Origin of the sequence: Bradyrhizobium sp. LHD-71 (assembly GCF_031157255.1) — a bacterium.
GTDB lineage: Bacteria > Pseudomonadota > Alphaproteobacteria > Rhizobiales > Xanthobacteraceae > P52-10.
In genome coordinates this window covers 87,775-102,223 of record NZ_JAVIFX010000023.1, presented here as the reverse complement: position 1 = coordinate 102,223, position 14,449 = coordinate 87,775, and the positions used below count along the sequence as shown (strand labels likewise).

General features: G+C 64.2%; 15 protein-coding genes. 3 read left to right on the top strand and 12 right to left on the bottom strand.

Annotated features, from left to right (window positions below; genetic code table 11):
• Window positions 1-169: 169 nt before the first annotated feature.
• Window positions 170-832 carry a Fe2+-dependent dioxygenase gene (locus RCO31_RS23965; protein ID WP_308971053.1) on the bottom strand — a complete coding sequence of 221 codons (663 nt, stop codon included), beginning with the start codon at window positions 830-832 and terminating at the stop codon, window positions 170-172.
• Window positions 833-901: 69 nt separating this feature from the next.
• Here RCO31_RS23965 and RCO31_RS23960 point away from each other — a divergent pair, with 69 nt between their 5' ends.
• A complete protein-coding gene (locus RCO31_RS23960) occupies window positions 902-1,762 on the top strand; it encodes a hypothetical protein (protein ID WP_308971052.1) in 861 nt (286 codons plus the stop codon).
• A 175-nt stretch (window positions 1,763-1,937) separates the two neighbouring features.
• Here the strand turns inward: RCO31_RS23960 and RCO31_RS23955 are convergent, their stop codons facing one another.
• The 9 genes from RCO31_RS23955 to RCO31_RS23915 form a co-directional block, all read right to left on the bottom strand.
• Entirely contained in the window at window positions 1,938-2,822 is an 885-nt protein-coding gene (locus RCO31_RS23955; protein ID WP_308971051.1) for a 4-(cytidine 5'-diphospho)-2-C-methyl-D-erythritol kinase, read from the bottom strand.
• A gap of 51 nt (window positions 2,823-2,873) precedes the next feature.
• Window positions 2,874-4,661: a tetratricopeptide repeat protein gene (locus tag RCO31_RS23950; RefSeq protein WP_308971050.1), complete on the bottom strand. Its 1,788-nt coding sequence runs from the start codon at window positions 4,659-4,661 to the stop codon at window positions 2,874-2,876.
• Between the two features lie 240 nt (window positions 4,662-4,901).
• The gene (locus tag RCO31_RS23945) at window positions 4,902-6,563 is read right to left on the bottom strand and encodes an electron transfer flavoprotein-ubiquinone oxidoreductase (protein ID WP_308971048.1); all 1,662 of its coding nucleotides are present in this window, start codon (window positions 6,561-6,563) and stop codon (window positions 4,902-4,904) included.
• 115 nt (window positions 6,564-6,678) lie between these two features.
• Window positions 6,679-7,842 (bottom strand): MFS transporter, encoded by a 1,164-nt coding sequence (locus RCO31_RS23940; protein ID WP_308971089.1) that lies wholly within the window; start codon window positions 7,840-7,842, stop codon window positions 6,679-6,681.
• A gap of 139 nt (window positions 7,843-7,981) precedes the next feature.
• On the bottom strand, window positions 7,982-9,157 hold the full coding sequence (locus RCO31_RS23935; RefSeq protein ID WP_308971046.1) for an MFS transporter: 1,176 nt from the start codon (window positions 9,155-9,157) through the stop codon (window positions 7,982-7,984).
• Entirely contained in the window at window positions 9,154-9,570 is a 417-nt protein-coding gene (gene arsC / locus RCO31_RS23930; RefSeq protein WP_308971045.1) for an arsenate reductase (glutaredoxin), read from the bottom strand. Before arsC ends, RCO31_RS23935 begins: the two co-directional genes overlap by 4 nt.
• 3 nt (window positions 9,571-9,573) lie before the next feature.
• A complete protein-coding gene (locus RCO31_RS23925) occupies window positions 9,574-10,260 on the bottom strand; it encodes an MIP/aquaporin family protein (RefSeq protein WP_308971044.1) in 687 nt (228 codons plus the stop codon).
• Window positions 10,260-10,787, bottom strand: coding sequence for an arsenate reductase ArsC (locus tag RCO31_RS23920; protein ID WP_308971042.1), 528 nt, complete (start codon window positions 10,785-10,787; stop codon window positions 10,260-10,262). The genes RCO31_RS23925 and RCO31_RS23920 overlap by 1 nt, the downstream gene beginning before the upstream one ends.
• Window positions 10,780-11,154, bottom strand: a complete 375-nt coding sequence (locus RCO31_RS23915) for a metalloregulator ArsR/SmtB family transcription factor (RefSeq protein ID WP_308971041.1) — start codon at window positions 11,152-11,154, stop codon at window positions 10,780-10,782. Before RCO31_RS23915 ends, RCO31_RS23920 begins: the two co-directional genes overlap by 8 nt.
• Window positions 11,155-11,203: 49 nt before the next feature.
• On the opposite strand from RCO31_RS23915, the gene RCO31_RS23910 reads away from it, so the two are divergent.
• Both RCO31_RS23910 and RCO31_RS23905 read left to right on the top strand, forming a co-directional pair.
• Complete coding sequence (locus tag RCO31_RS23910; RefSeq protein WP_308971040.1) at window positions 11,204-11,734, top strand: DUF6428 family protein; 531 nt, start codon at window positions 11,204-11,206, stop codon at window positions 11,732-11,734.
• A 22-nt stretch (window positions 11,735-11,756) separates the two neighbouring features.
• On the top strand, window positions 11,757-12,599 hold the full coding sequence (locus RCO31_RS23905; RefSeq protein ID WP_308971039.1) for a uracil-DNA glycosylase: 843 nt from the start codon (window positions 11,757-11,759) through the stop codon (window positions 12,597-12,599).
• 63 nt (window positions 12,600-12,662) lie between these two features.
• Here the strand turns inward: RCO31_RS23905 and RCO31_RS23900 are convergent, their stop codons facing one another.
• Both RCO31_RS23900 and RCO31_RS23895 read right to left on the bottom strand, forming a co-directional pair.
• Entirely contained in the window at window positions 12,663-13,553 is an 891-nt protein-coding gene (locus tag RCO31_RS23900) for an NAD(P)-dependent oxidoreductase (protein WP_308971038.1), read from the bottom strand.
• Between the two features lie 59 nt (window positions 13,554-13,612).
• Window positions 13,613-14,434, bottom strand: coding sequence for a glucose 1-dehydrogenase (locus RCO31_RS23895; RefSeq protein ID WP_308971037.1), 822 nt, complete (start codon window positions 14,432-14,434; stop codon window positions 13,613-13,615).
• Window positions 14,435-14,449: the final 15 nt, after the last annotated feature.

Genomic DNA, 14,449 nt, shown 5'->3' with positions numbered 1-14,449 from the left:
TGGCTAGTGCGGTGAATTTGAAATTCCTGCCAACCTCGCGGCAATCTCATCGCAGGAATTTCAAATTCAAAAACCGCACTAGCATCATAAAGTTGCTAGTGCTCCCTATGTTTCCGAAGTTCGCATGTAGAGTGTGCCGCGAAGTGATGCGAACTTCGGAAACGGAGCACTAGTCGTCGGCCCACATTCTGATCAGATTGTTGAGCGACTTGGAAAGCAAATCGAATTCAGAGGTCTTCCCTTCGCGCCCGTAAAGCGTTCGCCGTACGGTGTCCAGATCGAACAGAAGCTCGCGTTGTGAGGCCGATCGGATGTAGCTGCGGGCCCAACCGACCACTGCATCTCTTGCACCGCGCGTCACAGGGGCGACTCGGTGCAGCGTCGTCGCTTCGTAGACGATGAGCGAACCAGCCTCCAATTTTACAGCATCTTCGCCGGCTGCCGACTCGATGATCAGTTCGCCACCGTCGTAGTCGGCCGGTTCGCTCAAGAACAACGTGAATGCGACATCTGTTCGCATGCCGTTCATCAGCGCATCGTCAACATGCGTGCCATACTCCATGCCGGTTTCGTAGCGCGAGATCAGCAGAGGAGATATGGACCTTGGGCGAACCGCAACTCGAAACAGCTCATTCTCATTCAGGCGTGTTGACACCAGTGATCTGATCGCATTCGCTCCCCGGTCAGTCGCGCCCGCCTGCTTGTTTTTCTTGACTTGCCTGGCGGCGAATCCGGCGGTGGAGCGACCATCCACAAACGGCAATGACTCGAAGGCTTGACGAATGTCTCGCAGATCGTTTGAGGTCAGTAAGCTGCTAATGACGATGCGCATCGCGGGTCTTGGTAGGTAAGTGGGCGTTTGGTGCACTCTCAGTGCATCACTTCATGGCAGGAAACCAGCATGAGAAGAAGTCGCAAGATCTGGCTCGGCGTCGGAGCCTTCATCCTGACTGGCGAGCCTGCGGTCAACGCAAACGAGCTCCAACGGTTTGTCGTGGAAGGAAAGTCCGACGGGAAAACGAGCCTCCCGCCCCATAACGCCGCGCAACTTAGAACTGATCTAGCTAATGTCTGGGCCCAGGCCGGAGAGGGTGGCGAGGGTGGCGAAGGTGGCATCAATCCGGAAACGGTGGGCAACGATCCTGCGGAGTACGCGATTGCCCTGCAAATCATCGCCGCGCATTTCGATGCCGGCATCGCTGCGTATGCAGGGGGCGAGCGAGAGGCGGGCGCCCAGATGTTCGCGCATGGGCTATCTGAAATATACGCTGTTATGGAGGACACCTTCAAGCAACGCGGGGTAACGACACTCGGGCCGAAACTCGAAGCCGCCGTCGAGGCCGCCGCAGACAAGAAGCCGCTGAAAGAAGTCAGAAGCCGTTTCAACGACGTGCTGCTCGCGCTACGCGATGCCGCGCGCCGTGGGCCGCAGCCGGCCTCTCCGAAGCGCATGCAAGCGTTCGTAGTCGGCGAACTCATCGAACGTGCCGCGGCGCAGTATTCAGTTGCACAGAAAGACAAAGGGCTCGAGGCATATCTTGACGGCCTCGGATTTGCGATCGCGGCGCGCCGCGAAGCAAAACCTGCCCTTGAGTCGCTTCGCAGCTCCGACAAGCAAGCTGCGGCCACGCTTGCGAACGCCTTGCAGCTCTTGCAACGAGCCTATCCGGGTCTCAAGCGGCCCACAAAGGGCGACGTTTCAGAGGCTGATCTGTTGGCTGCTGCATCGCGCTCTCGGTTGGCGGTGTCGGCGTACAGATAAACATCCAACTTCACACCGTCGAAATGGGACGCGTATGGATTGCGGACCGTGGCATGGCCAGCGCCGGCAACGATCCCCCTCGCCCATTCACGGAGAATTTGCTCGCATTCCGTCCCGGGAGGTCGTGTTGCCAACCGCAGCGCACGGCCAGGTTTGCCCCATTTGCCACTTCTAGCTAGCTCAACCCGCTCGCCTCGACCCACCAGGTCGGATGCGCCGACTTGAGCGACGCGGCCGCCGTTGCCGCCGACGCGTCGGTGTCGAACAGGCCGAAGCACGTCGCCCCTGAGCCGGACATGCGCGACAGGGTGCAGCCCTTCGCCGAACCGAGCAGCGCCAGCACCTCGGCGATCACCGGCTGGATCTTCACGGCAACCGGCTCGAGATCGTTGCGGCCGCTTTTGATCGCAGCGAGCCAGGCGGTCGGCGGCGACGAAGCCGTCGGCCATGCGATGTCGGCTGTGGCGCCCGATGGCGGCGTGAAGGTCTCGCCGGCCTTCAGACCGATCGCTGCGAACACATCCTTTGTCGGCACCGGTACGCCAGGATTGACCAGCACGCAGGGCAGCCGCGGCAGCGGCAGCGGTGTCACCCTCTCGCCCGCGCCACGCATCATACAGGCGGACGACAAGAGGCAGACCGGCACGTCCGCGCCGGCCGCCTGCGCGGCGGCAATCACGCGCACGTCGTCCCTCGCAATGTCGTTGGCGCCGGCAAGCAGGCGCAGCGTTGCTGCAGCGTCCGCCGAGCCGCCGCCGATGCCGGCAGCCGCCGGCAAATGCTTGTCGAGCACGAAGGCGCCGGATTTCAGCTTCGGCACGCGCTCGGCCAAGAGGCGTTCGGCCTTGGCAACGAGATTGTCGGTAAGGTCGCCACAGTCGGCGGCGCGCGGGCCGGTGACGGCGAGCGAGAAGCTTTCGCCTTCCGAGAAGGTGAGAGCGTCGGCGCAGTCGGCAAACGCGACCAGGCTTTCGAGATCGTGGTAGCCGTCGCCACGACGGCCGAGCACGTGCAGCGTCAGATTGACTTTGGCGCGCGCGCGCTCCTTCAGCACAGTCATGAACGTTGAGCCCCAGCTAGTGTCCCGAATCCAACTCTCTGGATCTCGACGTCAGCCGCCCTTGTCGTTCTTCTTGACCTCGTTGGCAGCCGCGGTCGGCTCCTTGTCGTCCGGCAGGCCGTCCTTGATCTTGGCCTCGATCTTCGGCAACTCGTCCGCTTCAGGCTTCAGATCGCGCGCATGCGACCACTGGAATCTCGCCTCCAGCTTGCGACCGACCCTCCAGTAGGCATCGCCGAGATGGTCATTGATGGTGGGATCCTCAGGACGCAAGTCGATCGCGCGCTCGAGGTGCTTGGTCGCTTCCTCGTAGTTGCCGATGCGATAGTAGGCCCAGCCGAGCGAGTCGACGATGTAGCCATCGTCCGGCCGCTGCTCGACGGCGCGGCGGATCATCTTCATGCCTTCGTCGAGATTGGTGCCCTGGTCGATCCACGAATAGCCGAGATAGTTCAGCACATGCGGCTGCTCGGGCTTCAACTCGAGCGCCTTCTTCAGATCGGCTTCCGCCTTTGGCCACTGCTTGGAACGCTCGTAGCAGATGCCGCGGAAGTAATAAAAGACCCAGCTCTGCTCGTTGATTGCTGGCAGCGCATCAATGCCGAGCGTGTAGGTCTCGCCGCACTCGGCGAACTTCTTCTTGCCGCGCTCGATGTTGCCCAGGGCCATGATCGATTCGATGTCCTTCGGATTCTCTTCCGTCAGACTTTTCAGGATCTTGATGCCCTCCTCGCTGCGCTCCACCGAATCGAGATTGGTGGCAAGCTGGATCTGCGCGTTGCGCTTCAGCAGCGAGCTGGCCGGCACGCGCTCGTAGGCCTTGATGGCGAGCTGCGGACGCTTGACCGTCTCGTAGAGGTCGCCAAGCGAAAGCAGCGCCAGCGCATGCGTCGGTTCGAGGTAGAGCGCAAGCTGCAAGTACACCAGCGCCAAGTCTTCCGCCCCTCGGCGGGTGAGCGAGGCGCCGATACCATAGAGCGCTTCGGCGGCGCCGGCCTGCGGCGACGAGACCAGCGGCGGCATCTTCCTGCCGGCCTTGGCCTCTTGAATGCCCTCGATCACCAGCGGATGACGTGAAAGCTTCTTGTCGAACGCTTCATAGACGGCGGCAGCGGCTTCGGGCTTGTCGTTTCGCGACAGCCAGCGCCCGTAGGAATCCACCACCCGCAGCGCCGAATCGTCGAGCTTGTAGGCGCGCTCCAGTCTCGCCCCTGCCTCCTTGGGCTTGTTGGCAAGATCGTACATCAGTCCGATGTGCAGGTCCTTGAAGATCGGATACCATTCAGGGCCGGCGAGCTTGTCGACCGAGGCTGCGGCGACCTTGACGTCACCCGCCCCCATCGCCGCCCAGCCGGACAACAGCGCTGCGACGAGATCGGTGATCGGTCCCCGCACCGACTGATTGATGTTCTGCTGCGCGGCCGCATACTGCTTCTGCTTCAGCGCACGCACGCCGACGACGAGCCTGGCGATACGGTTGGACTTGTCGACCTGCAGGATCTTCTCGGCGAGCTTGACCGCCTCGTCGATGTCGCCATCGGCAAGGGTCGAGATGAACGCGCGGTCGAGCAGTTCGGCGTTCTTCGGATCGGCGCGGAGCGCCGAGCGGTAGAACGAGGCGGCGGCACCGGCGTCGCGCTCGACGCTTGCGTGGCGCGCGGCCAGATAGTTGCCGGCGATGGTCGATCCCTTCCCGCGATCGACGGGGGCAAATTCAACGACGCCGGAGCGAATGGATTCAGTCTTCTTCTGCTTCTGCTGCGCAAGCGCCTGACCTGGCAGGCTCAGTCCCAGGGCGAGCGAAGCGCAAAGGACCGCGCGGCACGAAAGAAATGACATTACGATTCGCCCTAGGTTGCGGGGTTGCCGTGGCTGCCAGCGACTGCTGCAGCGAGTTGCCAAAACAGCGCAAAATGCCCCGGCACGAGCAGCGACGTTGCCCTTTTCGCCACTCGCTCGCAGGGATTGGAGGCCCTGTTTCGACGCTCCCTTATACCACCTGACGCCCGTTTTGTGTGGCGGCATCGTGGCCGGAACGCCGCACCCACGTAATCGTGCGCGGTCGCCTACAAGTTTTCCCTACATGGCCTGATAGTTCGGCCCGCCCCCACCCTCCGGCGGAACCCAGGTGATGTTGCCGTTCGGATCCTTGATGTCGCAGGTTTTGCAGTGGACGCAGTTCTGGGCGTTGATCACGAACTTCGAGCCGCCGCCCTCCTCCACCCATTCATAGACCCCCGCCGGGCAGTACCGGTTGGACGGTCCGGCAAAAACCTCGAGTTCGGACCGCTTCTGCAGATCGAGGTCGGCGACCTTGAGGTGGATCGGCTGGTCTTCCTCGTGGTTGGTGTTGGACAGGAACACGGACGAGAGGCGGTCGAAGGTGGTCTTGCCGTCGAACTTCGGCGCCGCGATCCGCTTTGAGTCCTTCGCCGGCACCAACGTCTCGCGATCGTGCTTGCCATGGCCGAGTGTCCCGAACAGCGAGAAGCCGAACAGCGAGTTCATCCACATGTCGAAGCCGCCGAGACCGACGCCGAGAACGGTGCCGAACCTCGACCAGAGCGGCTTGACGTTGCGGACCTTGAACAGGTCCCTGCCGACCGCAGAGTCACGCCAGCCGTTCTCGTACTCGACCAGTTCGTCGTTCGCACGGCCGGCGGCCAGCGCCGCAGCAATGCATTCGGCCCCCTGCATGCCCGTGCCCATCGCATTGTGCACGCCCTTGATGCGCGGCACGTTGACGAAGCCACCGGCGCAGCCGATCAGCGCGCCACCCTTGAAGGTCAGCCGCGGCACCGACTGATAGCCCCCCTCGGTGATCGCCCGCGAGCCGTAGGCCAGGCGCTTTGCGCCCTCGAAGAGCGGCGCGACCTTCGGATGGGTCTTGAAGCGCTGGAACTCCTCGAACGGCGACAGATACGGATCGGTGTAGTTCAGGTGCACGACGAAGCCGACGGCGATCAGGTCGTCGTCGTAGTGATAGAGGAATGAGCCGCCGCCGGTCGACATGCCGAGCGGCCAGCCGAACGAATGCTGGATCAGCCCCTTTTTGTGCTTCGCAGGATCAATCTGCCAGACCTCTTTCAGGCCGATGCCGAACTTACCTGGCTCGCTGTTGGCGTCGAGGCCGAACTTCTTGATGAGCTGCTTGGTCAGGCTGCCGCGCGCGCCTTCGGCAAACAGCGTGTATTTGCCGAGCAGTTCCATGCCGCGTGTATAGGAATCCTTGTGCTCGCCGTTGCGGCCGACGCCCATGTCACCGGTGGCGATGCCGCGCACTTCGCCGTTCTCGCCGTAGATGACCTCGGTTGCAGCAAAGCCCGGATAGATTTCGACACCGAGCGCCTCGGCCTTGGTCGCGAGCCAACGGCACACCATGCCGAGCGAACCGATGTAGCAGTGATGATTGTTCATCAGCGGCGGCATGATGAAGTTCGGCAGGCGGATCGCCGCCGACTGGGTCATCCAGTAGAAATGGTCGTCCTTGACCTGCGTCTTCAGCGGACAGTCGGGATCCTCGCGCCAGTCCGGAATCAACTTGTCCAGCGAGGCCGGATCGATCACGGCGCCCGACAGGATATGCGCCCCAACCTCGGATCCCTTCTCGACGATCACGACGGACAGCTCAGGGTTGATCTGCTTCAGGCGGATGGCCGCGGCGAGACCCGAGGGACCGGCGCCGACGATCACCACGTCGAATTCCATGGATTCCCGGGGCGGCAGCTCGTCGGTGGTCATCTTTTCCTCGAACGGTTCTAAGACGCCCCCGTTCTTGACGATTTTTGCTGTAATCACAACCGCTGAAATGAGGGGTGGCCATTCCGCGACGCGGCAGTGTTCCGCTACGCAAAAATCAGGCTGCGCGCGGCCGCGACCAGAACAGCGCCAGCGGCCCGAGCGCAATGCCGATGGCCAGCACGCAAAACGCCGCCAGCCAGCCGGACGTGCTCATCGGCCCGCCGGCCGCGTCGAGCGCGACACCGAGGCCCCACGCGCCCGCGGCTGACAGGCCGAAGCCGACCGTTGAATGCAGCGCCATGGTTGCGCCGCGGAAGGCGGGATCGGCCGACGCCGTCATGCCCGCAGTCAGCGCGCCGGAATCCGCCGGAACGGTGATCGCGTAAAGCAGAATGAGCAGCAACAGCAGCCAGGGCGAGAAGCCTGCGAACAGGCCGATGGCGACGGCGATCAGCGCCGAGGCGACCATGACGATGGTGATCGCCCGGTGCCGGCCGAAGCGGATCGCCGCCTCGTTGCCGAGAATGCTCGCGGGCATCGCCAGAACCGTGAACAGCACGCTGACCGCGATCGCGCCGGGCAGCGACTGACCTGCATTCTGCGCAACGACGAAGCTCCAGAAGCCGACGATCCAGGTGCGGATGCCGTACAGCTCGAAGCAGTGCGCGCCGTAGCCGAGGATGTATCCCAGCGCCGGGCGGTTGCGAAGCACCGGTCGGAAGTCGAGCAGCTTCGCGCTCGCAGGCGCGGGCTTGTGCGGCGGCATCAGCACGCACGCGGCAAGCATCGCCAGCGGGCCTATGCCAGTGATGAAGAACGCGCTGCGCCAGCCAAACGCGTCGGCGGCAAGCTGCGAGACGAGAAACGACAGGCCGACGCCGAACGAGAAGCTCGAGGTGTAGAGCGTCACTGCGCGCGAAGTGTCGCCCGCCGGCAGCCTGTCGGTCAGGGCCTTCAGACCCGGCATGTAGGCGCCGGCGAAGCCGATGCCGGCGATGCTCCACAGCGCGGTGGCGGACCAGAGGCCGACTGCGAACAGGCCGAATGCGACGGTCGCGAGCGCACTGAGCGCCGAGCCGCAGAGCAGGATCAGCCGTGCGTCGATCCGGTCGGTCAGCGTCGCCAGCACAGGAACGGCGAGCATGTAGCCAAAGGCGTAGCCGCTCGCCATCAGCCCAGCTTCGCCGCCGGAAAGCTGCCACGGTGACATCAGGTGCTGCGCCATGATCGCAGGCACCACGACATGCGGAAGCAGGTTGCCGACCTGGCCGACGCACATCGCGACGATGAGAGACTTCCCCGAAAGCGCCACGCCGCCCCTTTGCTTTTCTTGAACGGCGCGAGCCGTCATTCTTGTCGTTAGCTATTCCAGTATCCGCCGCAGGATGCAACCGCCCCGAACGGCGCGCACAATCTCGTCAGCGCGCGCGGGTGGACGGCAGGAACAGGAGCATCACGAAGGCCGACACGGATGCGAGCGCGCTGATCCACAGCGCGCCGGTGCCGATATGTTCGACCATCAGGCCGACGGCGAGCGGCGCGAGTGCGCCCGTCGCCCTGGCCGGCAGCGACAGGACGCCGACACGCCGGCCAAAACCCTGCGGGCCGAACAGCGCCAGTGGGAGCGTCCCCCGCGCGATGGTGAGGATGCCGTTGCCGGCGCCATAGAATCCAGCGAACACTGGCGCAAGCAGCGGTCCGCCGGCCACCAGCACGATCACACCCAACGGATTCATCAGCGTGGCCAGCCGGGCGGACATCAGCGGATGATAGCGTGCGAGCCATCCCGCCTCGATAAGGCGTGCTGCGACCTGCGCCGGGCCGACGATCGTTCCCGCAAACAACGCTGCCGCCGGCGTGGCGCCGAACTGCACGAGCATCGTCGGCAGAAGCGCCGACAGACCTGAACTGACGAATCCGGTCGCCGCGAACACATAGGCGAGCGCAACCATGGCGAAGGTTTCGCTGCGCGGCGCCGGCGCGGCAGCCTGGATCTTCGGCGCCTCCGGCGACAGTGGCACGGCGCGTGGCAGCGACAGATTCAGCGGCAAGGCCAACAGAAGATGGATGAGCGCCCAGACCTGACAGGCGCTGCGCCAGCCGAACTGCGCGTCGAGCCAGACGGTGAGCGGCCAGCCGACCGTGCTTGCGAATCCGGCGATCAGCGTGATGCCGGTGATCGGCCTTCGCGCGGCCGAACCGTAGATGCGCGTGAGTGTCGCGAAGGCGGATTCGTACAGCCCCATGCCCATGCCGATGCCGAGGATGATCCACGCGGCGATCAGGACGATCGACCCGGTTGCGAACGACAGCAGCAGCAATCCCGCAGCAAGAACCACATTGGACACCGCAAGCAGGCCGCGACCGCCGAACGTGTCGATGGCGTGGCCGATGCGCGGCCCGAGCAGGCCGGAGATGACGAGCGCGCCGGAGAGGGCGCCGAAGATGAACGTCGGCGCAAGTCCGAGGTCACGCGCGATCGGCACGGCAAGAATGGCCGGAAGGTAATAGCTCGACGCCCACGCGACAGTCTGCGTCGTGCCGAGGGCCAGCACCACCGGCAGCGAGCGCCCTGCCCGGCTTTGCTCATTCATGTCTGGGGCGCGGAAGGAGCAACGATCTCGCCGTCTTCCTTGATGAAGGGCTCGCGCAAGGGCTTGGTCAGAAGGTCGAGCACCTGCTCGGACGGCCGGCAGAGCCGCGTCCCCTTGGACGTCTCGACGATGGGGCGATTGATCAGGATCGGATGCTGCAGCATGAAATCGATGAGCTGTTCGTCACTCCACTTCGGATCGCCGAGTCCGAGCTCAGCGTAGGGCGTGCCCTTCTCGCGCAGCAACTGGCGCACGGAAATGCCCATCGCGGTGATCAGCGCTTTGAGACGCTCGCGGCTGGGAGGGTCTTTCAGATACTCGATCACGACCGGTTCTTCGCCGCTCTGGCGGATCATCGCCAGCGTGTTGCGCGAGGTGCCGCAATCGGGATTGTGATAGATCGTGACGGTCATTGGTCAGTCCTTCAAGCTCACTCTTTCCGGCAGCGGACGCATCAGCCAGGTCATCAGCACGAGCGCACACACTGCGCCGAAGAGCTCGGCGCCGATGAAGCCCGGCAAGTCCACGGGACGAATGCCGGAGAATGTGTTGGTGAGCGAGCGCGCAATGGCAACGGCGGGATTGGCGAACGATGTCGAGGCGGTGAACCAGTAAGCGGCAGTGATATAGAGCCCGACCAGCCATGGCACCGAGGCGACGGCAAAGCGGATGCCGCCGAGGATCGTCGCGACCAGACCGAAAGCTGCCACGGCTTCCGAGAACCATTGCGCGCTGCCGGAGCGCACCTTGGTCGAGGCGTCGATCAGCGGCAGGTCGAACATGGCGTGCGCGACGATCGTGCCGGCGATGCCGCCGGCCACCTGCGCAAGCACGTAAAGCAGCGCCTCGCGCCCGACGAGGTCCCGCTTCAGCGCGAACACCAGTGACACAGCGGGGTTGAAATGCGCGCCGGAGATTGGTCCGAGCACCGTGATCAGCACCACGAGAATGGCGCCGGTCGGCAGCGTGTTGCCGAGCAGCGCCACCGCAGTGTCCTTCGTCAGCGTCTCGGCCATGATGCCGGAGCCGACGACCGTCGCGACCAGGAGCCCTGTTCCCAGCGCTTCAGCTGCGAGCCTTCGGCTCAGATCGAAGGTCTGCATCAGCCGGCCTTGTCGTGCGGGGTCGTGGAGCCTTGCATCCGCCCGATGTCGCGCAGCTTCGGTCCCAGCGCGAGCTTGTCGATGCTGGCGAGCGGCAGGCTGACGAACGCATCGATGCGGCTCCTGAGATAGCGGAAAGCCTGATTGAAGGCCGCTTCCTTCTCGATGTCGGTGCCTTCGACGGCGGCGGGATCTTCGATGCCCCAATGCGCACTCATCGGCTGGCCCGGCCACACCGGGCAGACTTCCGAGGCCGCATTGTCGCAAACGGTGAAGACGAAATCCATCTTCGGTGCGCCGGCGCGGGCGAACTCCGCCCAGCTCTTCGAACGCATGCCGTGTGTGGGATAGTCGAACCGCTCGAGCACCTTCAATGCGAACGGATTGACGGTGCCTTTCGGCCGGCTGCCGGCGGAGAAAGCGCGAAAGCGGCCGGCGCCATCCCTGGCAAGAATGGATTCGGCAAGGATCGACCGCGCCGTGTTGCCGGTGCAGAGAAACAGCACATTGTAGATCTGTTCAGGCATCGGCTTCCTCGCTTGTGTTTGTCGTTGTCGCTGCGTCATCGCAGCAAGTGACGCTCGCAATCGCCGGTCCGCAGATCTCGATGCGGCCGCTGCAGCAGTCCTCCATCAGGAAGCGGATCAGTTCGCCGAGCGCCTCGTAGTTCGCCGCGTAGATGATCGAGCGCGCCGCCCGGCGCTGCGCGATCAACCCTGCGCGCTCGAGCTCCTTCAGGTGGAATGAGAGGTTGGAGGGCGAGACCGCCACCGCATCGGCAATGACGCCAGCCGCAAGCCCGTCCGGTCCTGCCTGCACCAGACGGCGCAGCACGCGCAGGCGCGTTTCCTGCGACAGCGCGGCAAAGCTCGCGACAGCTTGACTTTCGTCCATATTTCAATATTCCTTGAATTATAGAACTGTTGAAACAGGAGTACCGCAAATGCTGGACCGCGCCAACAGAATTCCGCTGTCGCCGCCGCCCGCAGACGAAATCTCCACCGGCGAAATGCTGCGGCAGCTCGCGGCTAGCCCTCAGTTAAAACTGATCTTTTCCTATGAGGGCCAGGATGTCCTGCCGGGCTATCACGTGACCGAAGTCAAGGATGGCCAGTTCGAGGGACTGGACTGCGGGACCAATCCAGAAGCCTGGCGCGAGACCTTCATCCAGCTCTGGGACGTTCCCGCAGACGACGGCCGGACGCACATGCCGGTTAAGAAGTTCACAGCGATCCTCGGCAAGGTCGGCGAGGTCGTGCCATTCGATCCGAATGCGAAGCTCACATTCGAAGTCAGCGATGGCGTGGGCGCGATCAAGCTCTATCGCGCGGAGGCCATAACGCTTGACGGTGATGCCGTGCGCGTCGCGCTCTCGCGGCGACCTGCGAGCTGCAAACCGCGCGATCGCTGGCTGGAAGCGCAGCAGGTGGAGACCTGTTGTGGTTCCGATAGCAAAGCGTCTTGCTGCGGCTGAGCCCTCGCCTCATAAGTGAGGCATGACGCCGGAGCGCAGGCTGACACCGCGGGAACTGCTGACCTTCTATTCGGAGGCCGGCGTCGATTGCGCGATCGGCGAGGAGCCGGTCGACCGTCTCGCCGACGAAGCGCCGGCGCCGAAGGAGCCGCTGGCGATCGCGCCGCGCATGGAGCGGGCGTCAACCCCGGTTACGCGGCCTGGACCCGCACCTGCCGCAGCGCCGCCGCCTGAAGCTGCGATCGTCACGGCGCGCGAGGCCGCAAGCTCGGCGCGCTCGCTGGACGAGCTGCGCGAGCTCCTGGAAAACTTCGACGGCTGTGCGCTGAAATTCACCGCGTCTCGCCTGGTGTTCGCCGACGGCAATCCCGAGGCGCGGCTGATGTTCGTCGGTGAGGCGCCAGGACGCGAAGAGGACCTTGCCGGTCTCCCGTTCGTCGGCCGTTCCGGGCAGCTGCTCGACCGGATGATCGCCGCGATCGGGCTCGATCGCACGAAGGTCTACATCGCCAATATCATTCCCTGGCGGCCGCCGGGCAACCGCACGCCGACGCCGCAGGAAACACAGATCTGCCTGCCGTTCATCCGCCGGCAGATCGAGCTGGTGAACCCTGATGTGCTGGTCTGCCTCGGCAATCCGTCGAGCCAGGGCATTCTCGAAACGAAGGAAGGTATGATGCGGACGCGCGGCCGCTGGCGCGCCTACGACACCGGCACACGCGCCATCAAGGCGATGCCGACATTCCATCCGGCCTATCTGTTGCGCTCGCCGGTCTACAAGAAGCTCGCATGGCAGGACTTCCGCGCGATCAAGGCAGCGTTGGGCGATTCGTCATTGCGAGCGGAGCGAAGCAATCCAGTCTGAGCTTACGGCAGCCGCTGCACTGGATTGCTTCGCTCCGCTCGCAATGACGCTGCAGCGCCGCTGCTAACCCAGCCTCGCCTCCTTGCCGAGCACGCTCTCGTACACCTTGATCACCGACGTCGAGTCGCCCTGCCCGAGACCCATGCCGCGCGCCATTCTCATCAGGTTCAACACCTGCGGGGCGACCATGCCGGGCACGCCGTGCTCGGTGGCGAGCTCGACGGCGAGCCCGAGGTCCTTGTAGGCGAGATCGAGCGTGAAGCTCGGCTCGAACTTGCCGTGCATCGCGCGTGTTGAGACGCCGCGAAACGCCTGGCTGTTGCCCGAGCCGTTCGAGATCACCTCGACGATCTTGTTCAGATCGACGCCCGACATCCTCGCCATCATCATGCCTTCGGCGGCGACCGCCGAGTTGCACAGAGCCATCATGTTGTTGACGAGCTTGGCTACCGACGCGGAGCCGTGAGGTCCCGTGTACACGACCAGCGCACCGATCGAGGACAAGAGCGGGCGCTGCTTGTCGATCACCGCCTCGTCACCGCCGGCGATGATGGTCAGTGTGCCGTCCGTTGCCTTGATGACGCCGCCGGTCACCGGCGCCTCGATCAACGCCACGCCCTTGGCGGCAAGCGCCTCGCCCAGGCGTTTAATCACAGTCGGCGAGTTGGTCGACAGATCGATGACGACGGTGCCGGGCTTCGCATTCTCGGCCACGCCGCCGGGGCCGATGATCACCGCCTCGACATGCTTCGGTGTCGGCAGCGACATCATCACCACCTCGCAGGACGACGCCACCTCGGCGATACTTGCGCCGCGTTTCGCTCCGGTCTCGATGCATTGCTCCATCGCTGCCGGATTGAGGTCGAACACCATGACCTCGTGGTTGGTCCTGGCGACAATGTTGCGCGACATCGGTCCGCCCATGGCGCCGACGCCGATGAACCCGATCTTCACGACGCATCTCCCTGTGTTGTTGTCTTGTTGTTGTCTTGTTTTTGTCTGCTGCCTTGACGCTACTGGTTGAGCTGCGGCTGGGCACGGCGCACGCCGCCGGCGGTGATGCCGCCGTCGATCACGAGCTCCGCGCCGGTCACGTAGCGCGCAGCGTCGGACGCGAGGAACAGAACGCCGTTGGCAATGTCCTGCGCCTCGCCTGCAAAGCCCAGCGGCACGCCCGCCTTGGCAAGCTCATCGGGGCGCATCGGCGCATTGTGACCCATGCCGGCCGCCTCGCGCGGGATCTTGCCCCAGATCGGCGTGTCGATGATGCCGGGATGCACGGAGTTGACACGGATACCGTCGTTGGCGCCGGCACACTCCATGGCAATGGATTTCGCAAACAGCCGCACGCCGCCCTTGGTCGCGCAATAGCCGGCGAGCGTCGGCGAGCCGCGCAGGCCCGCGACCGAGGACATCATGATGATCGAACCGCCGCCCGAGCGGCGCATCGCCGGAATGCAGTGCTTCACCGACAGGAATACGCCGTCGAGATTGATCGCGGTCTGCCGCTTCCAGTCGGCCAGCGTCATCTCGACGATGGTCGGCGCACCGACGCCGATGCCGGCATTCGAGACCAGCACGTCGAGGCGCTTGTAGCGTCTCTCGATCTCCGCAACGATCTCGATCCAGCGCTCCTCCGACGTCACGTCCTGCTGCAGGTAGATCGCTTCGCCGCCGGCGCCCTGAATGGCCTTGACCGTCACGGCGCCACCGCGATCGTCGATGTCGGTGACCACCACCTTCGCGCCCTCGCGCGCGAGCGTCGCCGCGCATGCTGCGCCAATGCCCGACGCACCACCGGTCACTAGCGCGACCTTGCCCTCAACCTGGCCCATTCGTTTCTCCCTCTG

Excerpts from the sequence above, each read along its gene's own strand:
- RCO31_RS23965 (WP_308971053.1), bottom strand. The coding sequence starts at position 832 with ATGCGCATCGTCATTAGCAGCTTACTGACCTCAAACGATCTGCGAGAC.
- RCO31_RS23960 (WP_308971052.1), top strand. The coding sequence starts at position 902 with ATGAGAAGAAGTCGCAAGATCTGGCTCGGCGTCGGAGCCTTCATCCTG.
- RCO31_RS23955 (WP_308971051.1), bottom strand. The coding sequence starts at position 2,822 with ATGACTGTGCTGAAGGAGCGCGCGCGCGCCAAAGTCAATCTGACGCTG.
- RCO31_RS23950 (WP_308971050.1), bottom strand. The coding sequence starts at position 4,661 with ATGTCATTTCTTTCGTGCCGCGCGGTCCTTTGCGCTTCGCTCGCCCTG.
- RCO31_RS23945 (WP_308971048.1), bottom strand. The coding sequence starts at position 6,563 with ATGACCACCGACGAGCTGCCGCCCCGGGAATCCATGGAATTCGACGTG.
- RCO31_RS23940 (WP_308971089.1), bottom strand. The coding sequence starts at position 7,842 with ATGTGCGTCGGCCAGGTCGGCAACCTGCTTCCGCATGTCGTGGTGCCT.
- RCO31_RS23935 (WP_308971046.1), bottom strand. The coding sequence starts at position 9,157 with ATGAATGAGCAAAGCCGGGCAGGGCGCTCGCTGCCGGTGGTGCTGGCC.
- arsC (WP_308971045.1), bottom strand. The coding sequence starts at position 9,570 with ATGACCGTCACGATCTATCACAATCCCGATTGCGGCACCTCGCGCAAC.
- RCO31_RS23925 (WP_308971044.1), bottom strand. The coding sequence starts at position 10,260 with ATGCAGACCTTCGATCTGAGCCGAAGGCTCGCAGCTGAAGCGCTGGGA.
- RCO31_RS23920 (WP_308971042.1), bottom strand. The coding sequence starts at position 10,787 with ATGCCTGAACAGATCTACAATGTGCTGTTTCTCTGCACCGGCAACACG.
- RCO31_RS23915 (WP_308971041.1), bottom strand. The coding sequence starts at position 11,154 with ATGGACGAAAGTCAAGCTGTCGCGAGCTTTGCCGCGCTGTCGCAGGAA.
- RCO31_RS23910 (WP_308971040.1), top strand. The coding sequence starts at position 11,204 with ATGCTGGACCGCGCCAACAGAATTCCGCTGTCGCCGCCGCCCGCAGAC.
- RCO31_RS23905 (WP_308971039.1), top strand. The coding sequence starts at position 11,757 with ATGACGCCGGAGCGCAGGCTGACACCGCGGGAACTGCTGACCTTCTAT.
- RCO31_RS23895 (WP_308971037.1), bottom strand. The coding sequence starts at position 14,434 with ATGGGCCAGGTTGAGGGCAAGGTCGCGCTAGTGACCGGTGGTGCGTCG.